Origin of the sequence: Streptomyces sp. KLMMK (genome assembly GCF_036961605.1) — a bacterium.
Classification (GTDB): Bacteria; Actinomycetota; Actinomycetes; order Streptomycetales; family Streptomycetaceae; genus Streptomyces; species Streptomyces telluris.
Window position 1 is genome coordinate 1 of sequence record NZ_JBAMDC010000096.1, and the last position, 19,910, is coordinate 19,910.

Genomic DNA, 19,910 nt, shown 5'->3' on the forward strand with positions numbered 1-19,910 from the left:
GCCGCCGAGCTGACCCCGGACGTGCGGGCCAGGGCCCGGCGGCTGAAGGACACCGCGGCGGCCGCATGGCTCGGCGGGCACCCCGGACGGGCGCAGTCCGCCCTCGCGGCGGCCCGGGAACTCGCCGAGGAGCCCGTCCTGCTGGCCGAGATCGCACAGCTCAGCGGCCGGTTCGAGCTGTCCTCCGGTAACGCCGCCGAGGCGCTGCGGGCCTTCCTGGACGCGGCGGAGCGTGCCGCGGCCCACACTCTGCCGGCGGACGGGTCGTCCATGGGCGGGCCGGGGGCTCGGTATGCAGACCCGGGTGCGGGTGCGGGTGTGGGTGCGGGTGCGGGTGCGCGTGCAGGTTCCGCGGCTTCGCACAGTGCCACGGGAGCGCCGCAGCCGTCACATTCCGGCGATGCCCGGCGGGTCGTCCTCGCTCTCCTCGCTGACGCTGCCGAGGCTGCCTCCTACGTCGGTGACACCGGCGCCGCCGTACGCATCGGCGCCCGGGCAGCCGAACTGGCCCTCCCCGCCGCGGCGACAGGGGCGGAGGATGCCGCTGATGCGTTCCTGCGCGACGTCCTGACCGGGATAGGTGCATGGCACGCCGGGGATACCGGCGAGGGCGCGCGTCTGCTGCGCCGTGCCCTGGCCGCGCTCCCGGACCACCACAACGACAACGACGCCGGTAGCGGTAGCGGCAGGGACGGTGGGGGTGGTGGTGGCGACGGGGGGCAGGCCGCTCGCCTGCTGTGGGCGGCAGCCGCAGCCAGCCTGCTCGGCGAGAGCGACGCCGCCGCCCGCCACGGCGCCCGCGCCGGACGCGTGGCCAAGGTCTCCGGCATGGTGGGCACCGTGCCCGTCGTCCTGGAGAACGCCGCCACCGCCGAACGTATGAACAGCGACTACGCGCTCAGCACCGCCCTGTCCCAGGAAGGCCTGGCCCTCGCCCGGGAAGCCGGCCTCGACAACTCCGCAGCCGCCCACCTCGCCAACCTCGCCGTCTGCGCTGCCGTCCGCGGCCAGGAAGACGACTGCCGCACGTACGCGCAGCAGGCTCTGGCCATCGCCATCCCGCACCGCCTCGGTCTGCGCGCCGGGATCGCGTCGTACGCACTGGGCCTGCTCGACCTCGGCCTCGGCCGCCACGACCGCGCTCATGAACGGCTCACCGCGCTGACCACGGCCAGGCCGGGCGCGGGGCACCCCGTCGTGGTGTGGGGCTCCACTGCCGACAGGGTCGAGGCCGCCGCCGCAGCCGGGGACCACGCAGCCGCCCGTACTGCCACCGCATTCCTGGAGCAGTGGTCGGCCCATGCCACCTCGCCCCGGGCGCAGGCGGTACTCGCCCGCTGCCGGGCACTGGCCACCGCTGACGACGGCGCCGCCCTCGAGCTCCTGCGGCAGGCGCTCGAGCTCCTCGATACCGGCGGTGACCGTGACGCCACCGCCTACGACCGGGCCCGCACCGCGCTCCTGCTCGGCGAGCGGCTACGCCGCGACCGCCGCGCGAGCGAGGCACGCCCCCACCTGCGCGAAGCCGCGGAAACCTTCCACCGCCTCGGGGCGGCCCCCTGGGAGCAGCGCGCGCAGGGCGAGCTACGGGCAGCGGGCGAGACGGCCGAACCCGCCGGACCCGCCCTCCTTCAGACCCTCACCCCTCAGGAGCTGCGCATCGCCCGCCTCGTCGCCGAGGGAGTGAGCAACAAGGATGTTGCGGCCCGGCTCTTTCTGAGCCCGCGCACTGTCGAGTACCACCTGTACAAGGTCTATCCCAAGCTCGGCATCACTTCCCGCACCGAACTGGCCCGCCTGCTGCAGTGACGGACACGGACCGGCACCTCGTGGGCGGGAACGCGGAGGATCCCGTAGCCCGGTGGAGCCAGGGGCGACAGAGCAAGCGCCCCACCCGTGGCACCAGTGGCACCAGTGGAACGCCAGTAGTCCGGCACCAGTGGTCCTACGGATACCACCGGTGGACCGGGGACGGCAGAGTTCTGCCTGTCCGCAAGACAGGCGGACAAGAACGAGAACACGAACGCCGAGCGCGTAATACCGAATGCGGGGGCAAGGAATGTCAGCGATGGGACGCATGGTCACGGTGGGCGACATCGAGCTGTGGACGGAGGAGTTCGGCGACCCCTCCCGCCCGGCGGTACTGCTCATAGCCGGCTCGATGAGCCAGGGGCTGCTCTGGCCGGACGAGTTCATCGGCCGCCTCGCCGCAGCCGGCTACCACGTCGTGCGCTACGACCACCGGGACGTGGGCCGCTCCACCGCCCGCGACTTCACCGAACACCCCTACACCTGGGCCGACCTCAAAGCGGATGTTGTAGGCCTCATGGACGCCCTGGAGATCAGCTCCGCGCACCTGGTGGGGCACTCGGCGGGCGGGCTGCTCGCCCAGTGGACCGCAGTCGAGAACCCGGACCGGGTCGACAGCCTCACCGTGATCGGCTCCTCGCCCCTGGGCGAATACGAAGGGAAGGTCATCGTCCGAGCTCTGACCGGCGAAACGCAGCCGGAAGGCAGCCTGCCGGAGCCGGCACCGGAGTTCACCGCGTTCTTCCGCCGGGTGGCCGTGAGCCCGCCCCCGGCCACCCGGGCCGAAGCCATCGACTTCCAGATCGAGCTCGCCCGTGTCCTCCACGGCACCGAGCGCCCCTCCGAATTCGACGAGGACGCCCAGCGCCGCCTCGAAGAAAAGCTCCACGACCGCATGCGCGACCCGCGCACCGCAGCCAACCACCGGCTCGCCGGAATGGCCGACCTCGAATGCGAGCCGGTCGGTGCGCTGCCCCGGGTGACCGCCCCGACCCTCGTCATCGAAGGCACCGCCGAACCCGCCAAGCCCGGCCACGGCCGCCTGATCGCCCAGGCGATCCCCGGCGCACAGCTGATGATGGTCCCGGGCATGGGCCACATGCTCACCACGGGCGCCGTGGGACCGGTCGCCGACGCGCTCGTGGCACACCTGGAAACCGCCGCGACAAAGGGGACCGCTCGGCCCCTCCCCCGCCCCGCGGACGTGTGACAGGGGCGGCTGCCCGGCAGGGTGGGGGCCTTGACCGGCCCTCTTCCCTGCCGCGCCGCCGCGGCGGCGGCTGGTGTTCCCCAAGTCTGGGGCGCCTCCACTTGCCGCGGTCGTGGATGTGGGCGACCAGGCCTCTGGTTCCTTCCCAGCAGGACGGCACCGTGGCCTACCCGCCGTGACACCACGATCACAGGACTGAGAGACTGGCCCCTCAATGCCCCGCAGGCAGCAGGCAGCAGGCAGCAGGCAGCAGGCAGCAGGCAGCAGGCAGCGACGCTGCACAGAGGTGAGGAGCCAGAGTGGTCACACCACCCCGTGCCCTGCCGGCGATCCCGGCACCCGCCGACGTGTGGATGCTGGTGCGGCAGCGGCCGGCCGTACTGCGCCGGTCCACTCGCGAACTGGCAGCAGCCCTTGCCGATAACTACGGCCCCCGCTTCGCGGTCTGGCACACCGACGAGCTGCTCTTCGGCGTCCAAGGCGGCCGGCTGGTGTTGCGCACCCTGGGCGGCGCGGACCTGCCCGCTCCTGAGGTGGTGTGCGTTCGCCAGGTGGCCGGCCCCATGCGCAACGACCGTGAGGTGACCTTGCTACGGCACCTCGAGCACATGGGCAGCACCCTCATCAACACAGTCGCCGCCCAGCTCAAGTCCCGCAACAAGGTCTGGCAACTGCAGGAACTCGCCCTGGCCGGGCTGCCGGTGCCCGACACCGTCTCCTACGCCACCGCTCCCCTGGAAGGCGTCGTGCGCAGCCCTCACCTGGGCACGCCGTGCGTGGTGAAGTCCGTCAGCGGCGCCAAGGGCGGGCAGGTCTTCCTGGCCCCCGACCCGCACCTGCTCGGTGAGGTGGCCGGCAGCCTCACACAGGAAGCACCGTTCCTCTTCCAGGAGCACATCGCTCACTCCCATGGCCGCACCCTGCGCGTGATCGTGGTCGGCGGCGAGCCGGTGGACGCCGTACTGCACGCCTCCTGCAACGGCACCCTCACCGCCAACATCGCCAAAGGCGGCTCCGCCACACTCTGCGCGGGCCGCTACCCGCAGGCAGAACAGCTGGCGGTGCGCGCAGCACGCGCCCTGGGCCTGGACATCGCCGGAGTGGACCTGCTGTTCACCTCCGAAGTCACCTTCACCATCTGCGAAGTGAACGCCGTCCCGGGCTGGCGCCCTGAAATGACCGCGATCACCCCCGCCATCACAACCCGCATCGCCCAGGCCCTCTCGGCCCGTCACCGCGAGACACCCTTGCCGGCCACAGGGCCGCGCCAAGACCGCTTCGCCCAAGGGCAGATCCCGCAGATCCCGAGCTGACGACACCCGCCCAGCCTGATCCGCCGCTACCGGCCGAGGTGCGCGCGGGCGAGGGCGGTCAGGACGGTGCGGGTCTTGGACACCTGCGGCGAAGGCAGCCGCACGCCCCGTTCCAGCAACGCGCGTTCCAGCAGGTCCTGCGCGGCAGGGGCGTCGGCGGGACGTGCCCGGAGGGACAGCTCCAGGAAGCGCAGGCCGTTCCCGGCGTTCCAGAACTCCGCGGTGAGCGGGTGGATCAGGTCACGCCGTGCGGGCTTCCACTGGCCCCGGGGTCCCCGGAGGCCCCGGAGGCCGTAGCCTCACGGGGCGGCGTGCGAGGTGGGACTCCAGAGCCATGTGGTTCAGGTGTGGTGTCCGAGCCCGGAGCCTCGGCTGTCAGCCGAGGGTGCGGTCGAGGAGGGTGAGCAGGCGGTCCCAGTGGTGCTGTCGTGCGCCGGGGTCGAAGGCGTCGGTGTCGGACATGGTGAAGCCGTGGACGGTGCCGGGGTAGATCTCGGAGGTGTAGCCGACACCCGCGGCGTCGAGGGCCTGGTTGAGCTCGCCGAGGGCCTCGGGCGTCATGTCGGTTTCGGCGTGGCCGAGGTGGACCTGGGCGGCGAGCGTAGAGAGAAGGCGGCGCAGGCTGTCGGGCCCGTCGGCGCCCACGGGGCCGTGGAATCCGGCGACGGCGGCCACCTGACCGGGGTGGGCCGCGGCGGTGTGCATCGCCAGGAGGCCGCCTATGCAGTAGCCGGTCACCGCGACCGGTCCGGCGCTGACCTCAGGCTGGGTGGTGAGGAAGCGGAGGTAGGCGTCGGCGTCGCGCAGGATGCGTTCGGCGGAGTGCGCCTCGATCAAGGGCATCAGCTGGGCGACGGCCGCGGACCGGATCTCTTCTCCGATGTGCTCGGGAAGTTCGATCAGCGGTGCCGGGCCGTGCCGGTAGAAGAAGTTAGGGACGAGCACGTAGTAGCCGTGCCCGGCCAGTTCGCGGGCCATCTCCTCCAGCACGGGCCGCATACCGAAGGCATCCGGGTACATCAGCACTCCCGGGTGCTGCTCGCCGTGATCGGGGAAGGCGGCGAAAGCATCGGCCAGGCCGTCCGGGGTGGGAATGTGCAGCGTCTTGGTGGGCAAGTTCTTCCTTCTCTGAAGTTCACTCAACTAGCGTTAGTGACACTAACGTTATCGGCGTGAGCGAACGTACATCGTTAGCCTCACTAACGCAACGGGTAGGGTGGGCGCCATGACCGGAGCCGAAACCGAGGACACGCCCGACGGCAGCGCGCTCAAGACGCCCGACAGGCTGCGCCGACGAGCGAGCCGGCTGCTGTCACAGCTGTCCACCCGGTCGGACAAACTGATCACCGAGGGACTGGCGGCCCAGGCCGATGCCCGCAAATGGCACTACGCCGTGCTCGCCTCGCTGCAGGACTTCGGGCCGGGCAGCCAAGCGGCCCTGAGCGAGCGCACCGGCATCTACCGCAGCGACATGGTCGGCGTGCTCAACGAACTGACCGAACGCGACCTCGTCGAGCGCGCACCGGATCCCGGCGACCGGCGCCGCAACATCATCACGATCTCCGCCCGGGGCCGCCGCCGGCTGCACCGCCTCGACAAGGTCCTGGACGACCTCCACGACGAACTGCTCGCACCACTGAACCCCGCCGAACGCGACCAGTTCGTGCAGCTGCTCACCCGCCTGCTGGACCACCACACCCGGACCCCCTGACGGTGTGCAGCGGCAGCAACCGGCATCACCGCCGCCCGGAACGCTGCTCCGTAGACGGTCACCTGGGGCGGCCTGAACGCCGAGCGGCGGCGGGCGCCCGGAAGTGTTACGGCTGGAGGCGGCGGTGAGCGGAGCGGCGGCCAGGGCTGTACGTCCCACCCCGCCCACCGCTGCGCTCACCGTCTCGGCCCGCGGGTCAGCGGACCTGCTGCCTGCTGCCTGCTGCCTGCTGCCTGCCCGGTCTAGGCCAGGGTGCCGCAGTTTGTCTTGTAGCGGGCCACGACATAGCCGTCGATTTCGCCGCCCCAGTCGACACACTTGCCCTTGGCGTCCAGGTAGACCGGACCCGCGTACGAGGTGAAGAAGCCGTACTGCTCCTGCTTCGACTTCAGTTCCTGGTTGCGCTGGAGCCAGGAACCCACCCACAGCCGCGAGCCGGCCGAGCTGTTCCGCTTGGTCACCACGCAGTTCTTTCCGGTGGCCTTGTTGTAGGCCAGGAAGACCGTCCCGCGGCCGGGGATCGGGATCTGGTTGACCTGTGCGTAGCCGGTACCGCACTCCTGGTTGTACGCGGCGGCAGCGCGGGCCGGAGCGGCAACGGACGTCCCACTGCCCGCCACCAGCGCGGTGGCGGTCGTGGCGGTGACGAGCAGCGCAGCTCCCGCAACGCGGGCACGTACAGCACGTTTCACTGTGTCCTCCGTAGAAGTCGCAAGTCGCATGGTGCCGTTGATGGACGTACGCGGGACGGCCGTCTCCGTGCCCACACAGACACTCCACGCCCCAAAGAGGTTGCACGCCCCCTCACCCCCACAAATCAGAACCAGCCACCACGCCGCGCGACGGCGCGTGCCCGCATGACCCGTCGTCGGCCTGCCCCCTCCCCCGCCGTCGGCATCCCGCCCGGATCCCGAGATCGATTGTCAGTGGTGGGTGCGAGGATCGGAGTACCGAGTCGGAAGACAACAAAAGGGGGAGCCGTCATGTCCGGAAACCAGAACTACATCAACCACGTTGCTCTCGTACTGGATGCCAGTTCGTCCATGTCACGCCTGAGCCGCAAGGTCGTCGAGGTCGCCGACCAGCAGATCGCCTATCTGGCCCGCCGGTCGAAGGAACTGGACCAGGAAACCCGCGTCACCGTGTATGTCTTCGCAAACACGGTGGAGTGCGTCATTTACGACAAGGACGTGCTGCGGATGCCGTCCCTGAAGCAGCTGTACCAGGTCAGTGGAATGACGGCCCTGCTGGCGGCCGCGCTCAAGTCGCAGCGGGAGCTCGCGCAGACAGCTCAGCTGTACGGCGACCACAGTTTCCTGACGTTCATCCTGACCGACGGGCAGGAGAACGCGAGTCACCGCTGCCCGGACGCCCCTGCCAGGGACCCGCGCGAACTGGTGCAGGCCGTGGCCGAGATGATCGCGACACAGGACGACAACTGGACGCTGGCCGTTCTCGTGCCGGACCAGATGGGCAAGCGCGAGGCCATGCAGTACGGCTTCCCGAAGGACAACATCGCCATCTGGGACGCCACGAGCACACAGGGCCTGGAAGAGGCCGGGCAGGTGATCCAGCAGGCCACCGAGAAATTCATGATTGGCCGTACCCAGGGCATCCGGGGAACGCGGGCGGTGTTCTCCACGGGCGCGGAGGCGGTCAACAAGGACACGATCAAGGCGGCCGGCCTCACCCCGGTGAACCCGTCGGAATACCGGCTCATCCCGGTGACTCGCGAAGCGGCCATCCGGGAATGGGTCACCGACAGCGGGCACACGTACCGTACCGGTTGCGCGTTCTACCAGTTGAGCAAGACGGAAAAGGTCCAGGCGAAGAAGCAGATCGCGGTGCTGGAGAAGAAGACGGACCGGGTGTACACCGGACCGGAGGCTCGGGCCCTGCTCGGTCTGCCGGACATGGAAGTCCGTATCAAGCCGGACCACAACGACGACTTCACCATTTTCGTGCAGAGCACCAGCGTCAACCGGAAGCTCGTGCCGAACACCCGGGTACTTTTCATGAACTGACATTTTTGAAGCTACGAACCGGCGCCTTGGGAGCCCCCGCCGGCCCGGCCGGAGAGGCTCCCTGCGCGTTCAGCACCGTCCGTCCAGGCCGACTGCGCGGCCCGGCGCGACGCGGACCTCGCGGCCAAAGGCGGCCGGAAACCATGGCCGGCGCGCCGCTGTGCAGCCCCACCTCCGCAATCTCCTGGCCTGGACCCAGCCGGGCGCTCCTGGACGCGGGTGTCCGCCAGGTCGCCCGATCAACGGGGCAGGCTCACACAGTCGCCCCTTCATGCCCGCTGCGAATGCGCACGCTTGGATGCACTTCGCGCTCGATGCGCGGCATGATCTCCGGGATGTAGATCTTCTGGATGGCGTCACCGGCATCGTGAGCCTCCCAGTGGGCGCGGCTGGCCCAGTGCTCGACCAGGACGAAGCGGCTTGGTTCCTCGTGTGACTGGTAGGCCTCCCAGCTGACGCAGCCGTCCTCTGCCAGACACAAAGCGCGCATGCGACTCAAAGCGTCGGCAACTAGGGCGATATCAGGGGTCTCGGAAACCCGGATGATGACGATGAGGTCGAACAACGTTGCTCCTCAGGAGTGGGGCAGGCCGCCGCCGGCGCGGAGGCGCGGGCAGCCGGTCAGAGTGAGCGATCTTTCATCGCTCTTACCGGCCCGGTTGCCGACCTGCAGCTTCACAAGGTCTGGAGCGGGAGCGCAAGATCGTTTCAGCATGGCGTCCCGGCCTGTGACCATCAAGGCCGAAGCCTGCCTCCCCACCGCCACACGAGCCACCATCCCCCCCCGGCACACACCAACAACGCCCCGCGAAACCTGAAGGCACGACACCCGGCGCCGCAGCACTCACAGATCACCTGATAGAGGCTCCGGGCGGCTTAGAAGCGCAGAAGGTCCGCAGGCCGCTTTCAGCACAGACAGGGCTGCACGTGGCAGCATGAAGCGGCTGATCCGCTCGACCTGTAGGCCGACAGCCGCCTTGATCCGGATGCCGACGCACCGGCGTCACCCGGGTGCCGCGCGTGCCCTACCGCCACAGCGCACCGGACCGGCCGACCCTGGACAGGTAGCGCCGCCGAGCCAGGAGAAACCGAACCCATGAAACGTCACGTCAACCGATGTGCCTCTGCCGCGCTGGCCGTCATGCTCGGCGGGACCGCACTGACCGGCTGCTCCTCGGACAAGCCCGCCGGCTCCGCCGCGTCCTCAGCGGCATCCGCGGCCCGGTCGAAAGCGTCCGCTGCGGCCTCCGCCGCCGGCGGTGCGGTGGCATCCGCTGCCGCCTCCGGGGCCGCCTCCGCCGAGGCAGCCGCCGAGGCCGCCCTGTCGAACGTCAAAGGCGGACTCAACGCCCAGGCAGACGTCACTCTCGGCACCGTCGCAACCGGCTCCGACGGCCGGACGGAGGTCCCGGTGAACGTCACCAACCACGACTCGAAGCCCCGGCGCTACACCATCCTGATCAATTTTGACGACCCGTCAGGCAACCTGGCCGACGCGATCGTCCTCGACGTCCCCGAGACCGCCGCGGGCGGCACCGCCCACGCCACCGCCCGCAGCAACCGGAACCTGACAGGCACCGTCACCGCCGAAGTCCGCCGCGCACTACGGTACTGACGGCCCCGACGGGCTCCGGCGCGCTAGGCGGCCGCCACACCGCGGCCGAGACCGGCAGCCACAGCCGGCGCCCCCTGCCCGGCCCGGCGGGCCCGGTCATGGCCGACCGCGGCCGCCTGCCCGGGATCCCACCGGCGTTGACCCAGCGGATGCTCCGCCAAGCGTCAGGGCGGCCCGCGTCAGAGCCGAGGATGCTGCGAGGAGCTGCGGGGTGACGCACAATCCTCGGGGGTTCAGTCAGGGGACGCAGGCCATTTCCGAGCTTCTCGGCCTGCGTCCGCGTACCGGTGCCTCACTGCCGTGGCATCTCGTCGTGCACGGCGTCAGCAGTCGTCCGCTCTGCCCACTTGAGCTGGGTCTCGGCTCGCCCTATGAGGCTGACGATGTCCTTCTTGGACGCAGCGTCCAAGGTTTCCGAGAGTTTGTCGAAGGTGTCGGGAAGGACGTCGAGCAGGCCCCAGATCTGTTCGCCGGTTCTGACGGTCAGCAGCAGCTGGCACCTCCACTGCAGGGGCACTTCGGGACGGTGGCGGAGACGCTGCACGACTGTGGGGAACAGGTAGTGGGTCGCCTCTGCGGCGAGATGCGCCTGGAGCCAGGCGACCGGGAGCCGCTGGCTGAAGCTGAGGGTGGCCGCCTCCTGATGCAGATCGAGGAGTTGGTCAGTGTCGACGGCTCGGACGGTGCGGGGAAGAACTGGGGTCACACCGAGATGATGCCAAGGGGCCCTCGCGGGGCCAGGCGGCAGGTCTCTCGCGCCGGGCCGGACTTCACCCGGAGTCACGACCCCATCAGGCAAGGGCGCCCGCGTCCGGGGCGCCCGCGTGCAGGGGACTCTCCCGTTCCTGGGCTCACTCCTCCGGCTCGGCTGCCACGATGCCCAGCAGTCCGGGAAACCGCTGCTCGATGTCGGCCCGGCGCAGGCTGGCCATCCGGCTGTTCCCGCGGTCGACCTGCCGGATCAACCCGGCCTCGCGCAGTGCACGGAAGTGGTGCGTGACGGTCGCTTTGGAGACCGGCAGCCCGAAAGAGCTGCAGGTCCGCGCCGCGCCGTCGGGTTCGGCTGCCAGCTCACGCACCACTCGGCGACGCAGCGGATCCGCCAGCGCGGCGAGTACCGGGCCGAGCTCGATCTCCTCGACGCTCGGGTGTCCTTCGTCGTCGGGCATGCGGGACACCTCCCTTCAGGTATGGATTGCATCGTACCTACAAGTTCTGTAGCGTCCAGCAGGTACGAGTTTGATCGTACCTATCGGAGGGAGAACCCCGCATGACTCAGCCATTCGCACTCGTCGGCACCGCTCGCCCCAAGCCCGAGCGCACCGAGGAGCTGAAGCAGCTCCTGCTCTCGTTCGTCGAGCCGACCCGGCAGGAGCCCGGCTGCCTGGAGTACCACTTCCACGAAGATCGCAACGAGCCCGGCCTCTTCGTCTTCTACGAGGCCTGGCGCTCCCAGGCCGATCTCGACGCCCACCTCGCCCTCCCCCACATGCAAGCCTTCTGGGAGCGCCGCATGGACTACCTGGAGACCGACCTCGACATCCGCTTCCTCACCATGCACAGCCCCTACCAGCCGGCCGGCCGGACCGGAGCGCAGCCTCTCGCACCCCAGTGACATCACGCCGGCATCGGATCGTCCAAGGCGGTACGTCCCCGGTCGGCGCGCCTGCGAACCGGAGGCACCTGGGCCTCCGATGGGTCGGTAACGCATGCGGATACCGGCCCTACTCCGGGCGATCACTGGAAGCGGTCTGCGCGGAGCTGTCGGCCGGGTCGTGGTGTTCCTGTGCGGGAATGCGGCTTTGCTGTTCGAGCAGGACCGCCTTGGCCTCCATGGGGCCTGCCATGTAGGCCAGGAGGCAGGCGGAGACGATGAAGGCCATGTGAATGATCGTCCCCCACTGCAGTTCCTGCAGTGGGGTGTGGTGGATGTTGACGAACATCTGCAGCAGGTGGATGGAGGAAATGCCCACGATGGCCATGGCGAGTTTGACCTTGAGCACGTTGGAGTTGACGTGCGAGAGCCATTCCGGCTGGTCCCTGTGGCCCTGGAGCCCGATGCGGGAGACGAACGTCTCGTAACCACCGACGATCACCATGATCAGCAGGTTGGCGATCATGACGACGTCTACCAGTTTCAGGACGCCGAGCATCACCACGTTCTCGTCCGATGCCCCGGTGACCACACCGTGCATCAGGCTGCGCAGCTCGCCGAAGAACTCCCAGACGTAGAGGGCCTGGGCGGCCACGAGCCCGAAGTACAAGGGGGCCTGGAGCCAGCGGGTGGCGAACAGGGCGTAACCCAGTGACGGTACGGAGCCGTTCGCCGGAGGGAGGACAGCCTTGTACTTGCCGGGCATGCGCAACCACTCCCCCGCCTTGTCACCGTCCGCCACCTGTCAGTCCACCACTGCCCAGCGGTCGGCGGATTACAGGTGCCCGGCGGGGACTTCCCTCGTGTAGGGGAAGGACCGAGCGGGACGACGACGTGACTGGCCCTGTCCGGGGCGTGTCCCGGACAGGATCGGCAGGGCCGGAACGGCTGGTTCGCCCTTACCCTTCCTCGGCATGGACACCACACGAAGAACGCTCCTGAAGGGCATAGTGGCTGTTCCCCTCGCGGTAACGGCCGGTGGGATACTCGTACCCACCCCGGCGCAGGCGGCGGAGCCCGGGTACGGGCTGAGAATGTACGACCGTGACGGCGCGCCGACCGGCACGACGTGGGCGGCCGCCACCCAGGGGTTGATCACGAGGCAGCGGCTCGGCGTGGCCGGCCTCGTCGACGACGTCCTCGGCAAGGCCGAGCGCCGCGCCTCGGCTCCCGGTGACTGGCGGGACGGCCCGGGTTCCGCCCCGAAGCCCGACCGAGTCGACTTCGCCTTCGGATGGGACGCGAGGCCCAAGTACCGCGAGGACGCCGCCGGCGAGCGATGGTACCCACAAGGCATCACCACGACCTACGACGCTTATGGAGGCCCCCTGCCGGGGAGCGGCGGCAAAAGGGTGGCCCTCGTCTCCTGGTACGACCGGCAGCAGGCCGGGAACCAGGGTGCCAAGGTGTCCGTCATCGACGTCACCGGCACCACGTCGTCGAGTCGCCCGCGGTACGACCACGTCCTGCTCGTCGAGCCGACCAAGGAATCGGGCGAGCCTTTCAACTTCAAGGTCACCACGCTCCATGCCGGGGGTATCGCATGGGCGGGCAAGTGGCTTTACGTGGCGGACAGGATTCGGGGCCTGTACGTCTTCGACACCTCCAGAGTGCTCAAAGTGTCCCGCGGGTCGACAGAGGAGACCCGGGAGCACGCCAGGAACTGGTGCGGCTATCACGCCCGGGACAAGAAGTACTACGCGCACGGCTACCGGTACGTCATGCCTTTGCATCATGTCTACCGGCCGGCCGGTTGGTCCGTGCACCTGCGGTACTCCCAGGTGTCCCTGGACCGTACCCAGGGGGCCACGCAGTCGCTCGTCGTCAGCGAGTACTTCGAGCAGAGCCCCGGCGGCGCGGCCGTGCGCTGGGGCTTGAACAGCGCCGGCTACATCGCGGCCGAGCGGGCAACGTCCGCCTGGCCGCTACGCATCCCCAGGGTGCAAGGCGCAGTCTGTGTCGGCGACCAGACCTACTACTCGGCCAACGCCCCCGCGGACCCCGGCACGCCCGATCTCGCGCCGAAGCAGGGAAGTCTGTGGCTGCAGTGGCCACGGGGCGAGAGGATGACCGCCCCGCGCGGCAAGCTCAGCCTGGGGCCGGAGGATCTCAGCTACCAGCCACGGGCCGGGGGAGGCGTCCTCTGGGGCCTCGCCGAACACCCCGGCACCAGGCGCGTCTACCGCATCCGCCTCTGACCGCTGCCGTCCGGGCCGGGGTGCTGCCACCTGCCACCCTGGCCCCTGCCCCCGGCCCGGGCCCTGCCCCCGGCCCCGGCCCTGTCCCTGGCCGCGCAGTCGCATCCCGGAACTCCACCAGGTCCAGGCACTCCATCGGGTCGTCCCGCGCCGACTCCAGCACCAGCGGCGCCAAGGCTCACTCGCGTGTGCCCCCTCTTGTGCGCGTGCGCACCCTGCGTGCGCTCTGTCGCAGACATCTCAGAGGGGCTGTCATGGAATGCCGGGTCTCCCCTTGCAGAGGAGTGTCTCCGTGTCCGATGCGTCCTTCCGTGACGTGCTCATCGGGATCAGCCCCTTCGGCCTGCCCGACGCCAGGCTCGTCGCGGCGTTCACCCGGGCCGGTGGCCTCGGCGTACTCGACCTCGGTACGGGAGGTCGGCGGGCCGGGGAGGAGCTGGAACAGGTTCGCCGCTGGACCGCGGGCCGGCGGTACGGCGTACGCGTCGGCGCCGGATGCCGGTTCGCGCCCGCCGATCTCGCCCCGCGGCCGGCCGGGGGCGGGGCCGCCCCGCACACGGTGGTGCTCGGCGTGGGGTCGGACTGGCCGGTCCGCGAGACGACCGGCGCGTACCGGGTGCTGGTCGAGGTCACCACCGTCGAGGAAGCCCTGGCCGCCGTACGGGCCGGGGCGCACGGCCTCATCGCGCGAGGCGGTGAGAGCGGCGGCCGGGTCGGCCCGGTCGGCACGTTCGTGCTCCTGCAGCAGGTGCTCGGCGAGCCGGAAGTGACCGTTCCCGTGTGGGCCTGCGGCGGGATCGGACCGCGGACCGCCGCGGCAGCCGTCGCCGGCGGGGCGGCCGGAGTCGTCCTGGACAGCCAGCTCGCCCTGCTGGCCGAGTCCGGCCTCGACGGGCGGGCGGCGGCCGCGATCCGCGCCATGGACGGTTCGGAGACCGTCGTCGTCGACGGTCACCGGGAGCTGCTGCGCCGCGACCCGGGCGCCGAGCGCTTGCCGGTGGGTCAGGACGGCTTCCTGGCCTCCGTCTTCGCCGAGCGCTGGCAGACCGTGGCCCGGACCGTCCAGGCTCTCACGGAGGCGGTCGAGGACGGCCTCCACGACGGAACGGCCGCCTCCGGACTGCGTCCCGGTTCGGCATCGGCCCGGGCGCTGGGCGTCCGGCTGCCCGTCGCGCAGGGCCCGATGACCAGGGTGAGTGACCGGCCCGCGTTCGCCGCCGCCGTGGCCGCGGAGGGCGGGCTCCCCTTCATCGCGCTCGCCCTGGCACCGCCGGACCGGGCGCGCGCCGTGCTGCGCGACACCGCGGCGGCCCTCGCCGGGCGGCCCTGGGGCGTGGGCGTGCTCGGCTTCGCCCCGGAAGAGATCCGGAGCGCCCAGCTCGACGTCATCCGTGAGGTACGGCCGAGCCATGCCGTCATCGCGGGCGGGCGGCCCGCCCAGGCCGCCGCTCTCGAAGAGGCCGGGATCGCCACGTTCCTGCACGTCCCCTCGCCCGGCCTGCTGCGGCGGTTCCTGCGGGCCGGGGCCCGCAGGTTCGTCTTCGAGGGCGCGGAGTGCGGCGGTCATGTGGGACCGCGGAACAGCTTCCCGCTGTGGGAGGCGCAGACCGCGGTGCTCGAGGACTTCCTGGCCGGGGACGGGGGCCGGGACGCTCGGGAAGCAGCCGGTGCCGGTAGCGGGGAAGGCCGCATGGAGGTGTTCTTCGCCGGCGGCATCCACGACGAGCGGTCCGCCGCCATGGTCGCCGCCCTGGCCGCCCCGCTGATCCGGCACGGAGTCGCGGTGGGGCTGCTGATGGGGACGGCCTACCTGTTCACGGAAGAGGCCGTCGCCTGCGGCGCCGTGCAACCGCTCTTCCAGCGGCAGATGCTGGCGGCGCACCGCACGACCCTGCTGGAGACGGCGCCGGGCCACGCCACCCGGTGCCTCACGACCCCCGTCACGGAGGACTTCGGCGCGCTCAAAGAGCAGCTCCAGGCGCAGGGTGTGCCGGCACGACAGCGCTGGGAGAGCCTTGAACGGCACAATGTGGGACGGCTGCGGCTCGCCAGCAGGGGCGTCGAACGCAGTCCCGGCGGGGAACTGGTGCCGGTGGGCGAGGACCGGCAGTTCCACGAGGGCCTGTTCATGGCCGGGGACGTAGCAGCGCTGCGCTCCCGCGTCACCACCGTCGGAGCGCTGCACCGCGCCGTGACCGAAGGAGCTGCGGACCACTTGGAGCGGCAGGCCGAGGAGCTGCGCCGCGTACCGCAGGAGGGCCCGTCCGGGGAGACCTCCGAGGCGGCCGTCTCCCGGCCGCTGGACATCGCCGTCGTCGGCATGGCCTGCATGTTCCCGGGCGCACCCGACATGGCCGCCTTCTGGGCCAACGTGCTCAGCGGCGCCGACGCCGTCACCGAGGTGCCGGCCGACCGCTGGGACCCCGGCCTCCACCACGGCGCGGCCACCGTCTCCAAGTGGGGCGGATTCCTGCCGCGCATCCCCTTCGACCCGCTGCGCTACGGCATTCCGCCCGCCTCCCTGGGCAGCACCGAGCCGGTGCAGCTGCTCGCGCTGGAGGCCGCGCGCCGGGCCCTGGACGACGCCGGGTACGGCTTCGGCGGCCGGGGCGGCAGCAGCAGCGGCAGGCCCTTCGACCGCTCCCGCGCCTCGGTGGTCTTCGGCGCCGAGTCCGGAGGCGAGCTGTCCCACGCCTACACCCTGCGTGCGGTCCTGCCCTCGTACTTCGGCACGGTCCCGCCCGGCCTGGCGGAACAGCTGCCCACGCCCACCGAGGACTCCTTCCCCGGCATCCTGGCCAACGTCGTCTCCGGACGCATCGCCCACCGCTTCGACCTGGGCGGGGCGAACTACACCGTGGACGCGGCGTGCGCCTCGTCGCTCGCCGCTCTCGACTCCGCCTGCAAGGAACTGGTCACCGGCAGCAGCGACCTCGTCCTGTGCGGGGGTGCGGACCTGCACAACAGCATCGCCGACTACGCCCTCTTCTCCTCCGTGCAGGCGCTCTCGCCGACGGGGCGGTGCCGCCCGTTCGACGCCGCGGCCGACGGGACCGTCCTCGGCGAGGGCGTGGCGTGCGTGGTGCTCAAGCGGCTGGCCGACGCCGAACGGGACGGCGACCGCGTCTACGCCGTGGTCAAGGGGGTGGGCAGCTCCAGCGACGGCAGGGCGCGGAGCCTCACCGCACCGTCTCCGCAGGGCCAGCGCGCCGCCCTGGAGCGGGCCTACCGGAATGCCGGCGTCTCACCCGCCGATGTCGGGCTGGTCGAGGCCCACGGTACGGGCACCGTCCTCGGCGACCGTACCGAGATGGCCGCCCTCGACGAGGTGTTCACCGCGGCCGGGGCTCGGCCGGGGAACTGTGCCCTCGGGTCCGTCAAAGCACAGATCGGGCACACCAAATGCGCCGCGGGGCTGGCCGGTCTCGTCAAGACCGCCCTGGCGCTGTACACGGGCGTCACACCGCCGACCGCGCAGCTGGAGCGGCCCGGCCGATCCTGGCGGGAGGGGGACAGCCCCTTCGTCTTCCATACCCGGGCCCGGCCGTGGGCGGTCCCGGCCGCCGAGCGGATCGCGGGGCTCAGCGCCTTCGGCTTCGGCGGCACCAACTTCCATGCGGTGCTCGCCGCCCACGAAGCGGGCATGCCCCCGCGGCACGGCCTGGACGCCTGGCCGGCCGAGCTCTTCCTCTTCCGCGGCACCGACCTGCCCGCCGCCCTCCGCGCCGCCGGGAAGATGCTGGAACTGGCCGAGGCCAACGACGCCGCCGGACGGCCGCGGCGCCTCCGCGACCTGGCCCTGACGGCCTCCCGTACGGCCGAAGCCGGCCGGGAACCGGTCCAGGTCGCCCTGGTCGCAGCCGATCTCGGCGACCTCGCGGGCAAGCTGCGCCGGATTCTGGAGTCCGGCGGCCAGGCGGCCGGGGGCGGCCCCGCACCGGGCGTCCACATCGCGGAACCGGGGAGGGGGACGGGGACGGGAAGGGAGTCGGGCCCCGGCAAGGTCGCCTTCCTCTTCCCCGGCCAGGGCAGTCAGCGCCCCGGCATGTTCGCGGACCTCTTCATCGCCTTCCCCGAGCTCCAGCGCCACCTCGGACTCGGCCGGGAACACGCCGCCGCCCTCCACCCCCCGGCCGCCTTCGATGACGCGCGGCGAGCGGAGCGCCGGGCCCGCCTCACCGACACCCGGGCGGCCCAGCCGGCGCTGGGCATCGTCGGCCTCACCGCGCACGCCCTCCTGGAAACCGCCGGCATCCGGCCCGACATGGCGGCCGGACACAGCTACGGGGAGCTCGTCGCGCTCTGTGCGGCAGGCGCCATGGACGCCCGCACCCTTCTGCACCTGAGCGCCGAGCGGGCGAACGCGATCCACACGGCCGCCGCAGCGCACGCGGACGGGCCGGGCGGCATGGCGGCGGTCGCCGCCGGACCCGCCGACGTCGAACGCGCTCTCACCGAAGCGGGCCTGTCCGGCCGGGTCGTCGTGGCCAACCACAACGGCCCGGCCCAGACGGTCGTCTCCGGTCCGGTGGACGCGGTCGACGCGGCGGTGGAGGCCGCACGCGCCGCAGGCTGCTCCGCGACCCGCATCCTGGTGGCCTGCGCCTTCCACAGCCCGCTCGTGTCGGCGGCCGAAGTCCGGTTCGCCGAGGCGCTGGAGCGCCGGGCCCTGGGCGCGCCGGAGTTCCCCGTCTGGTCCAACCGGACGGCCGCCGAGCACGGCACTTCGGCGGACACGCTGCGCGCGGAACTGGCTGCGCAGATCGGTGCGCCGGTGCGCTTCACGGAGCAGATCGAGGCCATGTACGCGGCGGGGGCCAGGATCTTCGTCGAGGCCGGGCCGGGCACGGTGCTCACCGGCCGCGTCGCGTCGATCCTCGGCGGCCGGCCGCACCGGGCCGTCGCCTGCGTGGGCAGGCCCGGGGAGGACGGCCACGAGCTGCCCGGGTTCCTCGACGCCCTGGCCGCGCTCGCGGTCGCCGGGCTGCCGGTGCGCACCGGCTGGATGTTCCGCGGCCGTGACGCCGTCGACGCCGAACCCTTGCCGCAGGAGCGGCCGGGCTGGACGGTCGACGGTCATCTGGTCCGCACCCGGGACGGTGAACCCGTGCCCGGCGGGCCGGCACCGGCCCGGCGCATCGCCGCCCCTGCGGTGACGGCCCCGTACCACGAGGGCGGTCCACGGGGGGACAAGGACGAGCTGGTCTCCGAATTCCTGCGCACGAGCAGGGACATGATCGCCGCCCAGCGCGATGTGCTGCTGGGGTACTTCGGAGCCGGGCCGCAGGAGCCCCTGACGCTCCAGGCCCAGGCTCCTGTGCATCCGGCCCCGGCTCCTCTGCATCCGGCCCGGGCTCCCCTGCATCCGGAGCCCGCGGCCGTGGCGCCCGCCCCCGCAGCGCCGCCCGCGGCCCTGACCGAGGCGGACGCGCTGAAGCTGGTGTCGGAGGTCATCAGCAGGCGCACCGGCTACCCGCTCGACATGATCGCGCCGGGCCTGGATCTGGACGCCGACCTCGGCATCGACTCCATCAAACGGGCCGAGATCGCAGGCGAGTTCGCCCAGCGCGCGGGCCTCGGGACCGGCAACGGTGCCGGCGCCCTCAGCGACGAGGAACTGGAGGAGCTCGGCAAGGCCCGTACCGCGGAAGCCACCGCGGCATGGCTGATCAGAAGGATCGCCGCCGGGTCCCCGCCGGAAGTGAGCCCGCAGCCGTCAGTGCCGGCGCCGGGCGCAGTCCCGCGGCGGTTCCGGCTCAGGCCCGTACCGCTCGACGGCGTTCCTGCCCCGGCGTCGCCCTCCCGCCTCGCCGGCCGCCGCTTCGCGCTGCTCGGCGCCGGCGACGTCGCCACGGCGCTGACCGCCCGGCTGGAGCACCACGGGGCGCAGACCGTGGTCCTGCCGGCCGATCACCTGCTGACCGAGCAGGACGGCCCTGTGGACGGCGCGGTGCTCCTCGGCCCGCTGAGCGGCTCGGACCTGCCGGAGCTGCCGGACCTCCCCGGTACGTACCCCGTCGTCCGGGCCGCCCTGCAGTGCGGCCCGCACTGGCTCCTGGCCGTCCGGTCCGCCGCGCCGCACGACGCCCGCACGGCCGGCCTGCGCGGGCTGTTCCGCACCGTGGCCCGGGAGTATCCGCAGGCCGTGGCCCGGCTCGTGGAGCTGTCCCCCGGCATGCCCGCGTCCGCTGCGGCCGACGCCCTCGCCGCGGAGATCCTTTTCGACGACCGGGACGACCGGGACGCCCCGGTCGTGCTGCGGACCGGTGCCGGCCGACAGGGCCTGGAGCTGCAGGAGAGCCCGATCGTGCGCCCGGAGGCCGCCCTCGCGGGGCGGGAGGGCGACGCCGACGCCACGGCCGCCGCCGGACTGGAC

At 71.6% G+C, this 19,910-nt stretch carries 15 protein-coding genes; 9 read left to right on the forward strand and 6 right to left on the reverse strand.

All coding sequences use genetic code 11. The features are described from left to right. From V7793_RS16625 to V7793_RS16635, 3 genes are all read left to right on the forward strand, one after another. A partial coding sequence (locus tag V7793_RS16625; protein WP_336007195.1) for a helix-turn-helix transcriptional regulator occupies positions 1 to 1,809 on the forward strand: 1,809 nt, incomplete at its 5' end. A gap of 259 nt (positions 1,810 to 2,068) precedes the next feature. Next, positions 2,069 to 3,019: an alpha/beta fold hydrolase gene (locus V7793_RS16630; RefSeq protein ID WP_336007197.1), complete on the forward strand. Its 951-nt coding sequence runs from the start codon at positions 2,069 to 2,071 to the stop codon at positions 3,017 to 3,019. Positions 3,020 to 3,318: 299 nt separating this feature from the next. Next, complete coding sequence (locus tag V7793_RS16635) at positions 3,319 to 4,332, forward strand: RimK family alpha-L-glutamate ligase (RefSeq protein ID WP_336007199.1); 1,014 nt, start codon at positions 3,319 to 3,321, stop codon at positions 4,330 to 4,332. Positions 4,333 to 4,707: 375 nt separating this feature from the next. On the opposite strand, the gene V7793_RS16640 is transcribed toward V7793_RS16635, so the two are convergent. Further along, positions 4,708 to 5,448: a dienelactone hydrolase family protein gene (locus tag V7793_RS16640; protein WP_336007202.1), complete on the reverse strand. Its 741-nt coding sequence runs from the start codon at positions 5,446 to 5,448 to the stop codon at positions 4,708 to 4,710. 109 nt (positions 5,449 to 5,557) lie between these two features. Between V7793_RS16640 and V7793_RS16645 the strand changes: the two genes are divergently transcribed. Continuing rightward, positions 5,558 to 6,043: a MarR family winged helix-turn-helix transcriptional regulator gene (locus V7793_RS16645; protein WP_336007205.1), complete on the forward strand. Its 486-nt coding sequence runs from the start codon at positions 5,558 to 5,560 to the stop codon at positions 6,041 to 6,043. Positions 6,044 to 6,285: 242 nt separating this feature from the next. Here the strand turns inward: V7793_RS16645 and V7793_RS16650 are convergent, their stop codons facing one another. Then, positions 6,286 to 6,735, reverse strand: coding sequence for a spore-associated protein A (locus V7793_RS16650; RefSeq protein WP_336007207.1), 450 nt, complete (start codon positions 6,733 to 6,735; stop codon positions 6,286 to 6,288). Between the two features lie 291 nt (positions 6,736 to 7,026). Between V7793_RS16650 and V7793_RS16655 the strand changes: the two genes are divergently transcribed. Then, positions 7,027 to 8,067: a vWA domain-containing protein gene (locus V7793_RS16655; protein ID WP_336007210.1), complete on the forward strand. Its 1,041-nt coding sequence runs from the start codon at positions 7,027 to 7,029 to the stop codon at positions 8,065 to 8,067. Between the two features lie 253 nt (positions 8,068 to 8,320). Here the strand turns inward: V7793_RS16655 and V7793_RS16660 are convergent, their stop codons facing one another. Beyond that, entirely contained in the window at positions 8,321 to 8,632 is a 312-nt protein-coding gene (locus V7793_RS16660; protein WP_336007212.1) for a putative quinol monooxygenase, read from the reverse strand. A 531-nt stretch (positions 8,633 to 9,163) separates the two neighbouring features. Here V7793_RS16660 and V7793_RS16665 point away from each other — a divergent pair. Continuing rightward, positions 9,164 to 9,682 (forward strand): hypothetical protein, encoded by a 519-nt coding sequence (locus V7793_RS16665; RefSeq protein WP_336007214.1) that lies wholly within the window; start codon positions 9,164 to 9,166, stop codon positions 9,680 to 9,682. Between the two features lie 292 nt (positions 9,683 to 9,974). Here the strand turns inward: V7793_RS16665 and V7793_RS16670 are convergent, their stop codons facing one another. Both V7793_RS16670 and V7793_RS16675 read right to left on the reverse strand, forming a co-directional pair. After that, a complete protein-coding gene (locus tag V7793_RS16670) occupies positions 9,975 to 10,388 on the reverse strand; it encodes a hypothetical protein (protein ID WP_336007216.1) in 414 nt (137 codons plus the stop codon). A gap of 145 nt (positions 10,389 to 10,533) precedes the next feature. Further along, entirely contained in the window at positions 10,534 to 10,851 is a 318-nt protein-coding gene (locus V7793_RS16675) for an ArsR/SmtB family transcription factor (protein ID WP_336007218.1), read from the reverse strand. Between the two features lie 101 nt (positions 10,852 to 10,952). Here V7793_RS16675 and V7793_RS16680 point away from each other — a divergent pair, with 101 nt between their 5' ends. After that, positions 10,953 to 11,297, forward strand: coding sequence for a putative quinol monooxygenase (locus tag V7793_RS16680; protein WP_336007220.1), 345 nt, complete (start codon positions 10,953 to 10,955; stop codon positions 11,295 to 11,297). A gap of 109 nt (positions 11,298 to 11,406) precedes the next feature. Here the strand turns inward: V7793_RS16680 and V7793_RS16685 are convergent, their stop codons facing one another. Then, positions 11,407 to 12,042, reverse strand: coding sequence for a TIGR00645 family protein (locus tag V7793_RS16685; RefSeq protein ID WP_336007222.1), 636 nt, complete (start codon positions 12,040 to 12,042; stop codon positions 11,407 to 11,409). 328 nt (positions 12,043 to 12,370) lie between these two features. On the opposite strand from V7793_RS16685, the gene V7793_RS16690 reads away from it, so the two are divergent. Beyond that, the gene (locus tag V7793_RS16690; protein WP_336007224.1) at positions 12,371 to 13,534 is read left to right on the forward strand and encodes a hypothetical protein; all 1,164 of its coding nucleotides are present in this window, start codon (positions 12,371 to 12,373) and stop codon (positions 13,532 to 13,534) included. Between the two features lie 292 nt (positions 13,535 to 13,826). Further along, positions 13,827 to 19,910 (forward strand): beta-ketoacyl synthase N-terminal-like domain-containing protein (locus tag V7793_RS16695; protein WP_336007226.1); only part of this gene is annotated, 6,084 nt, incomplete at its 3' end.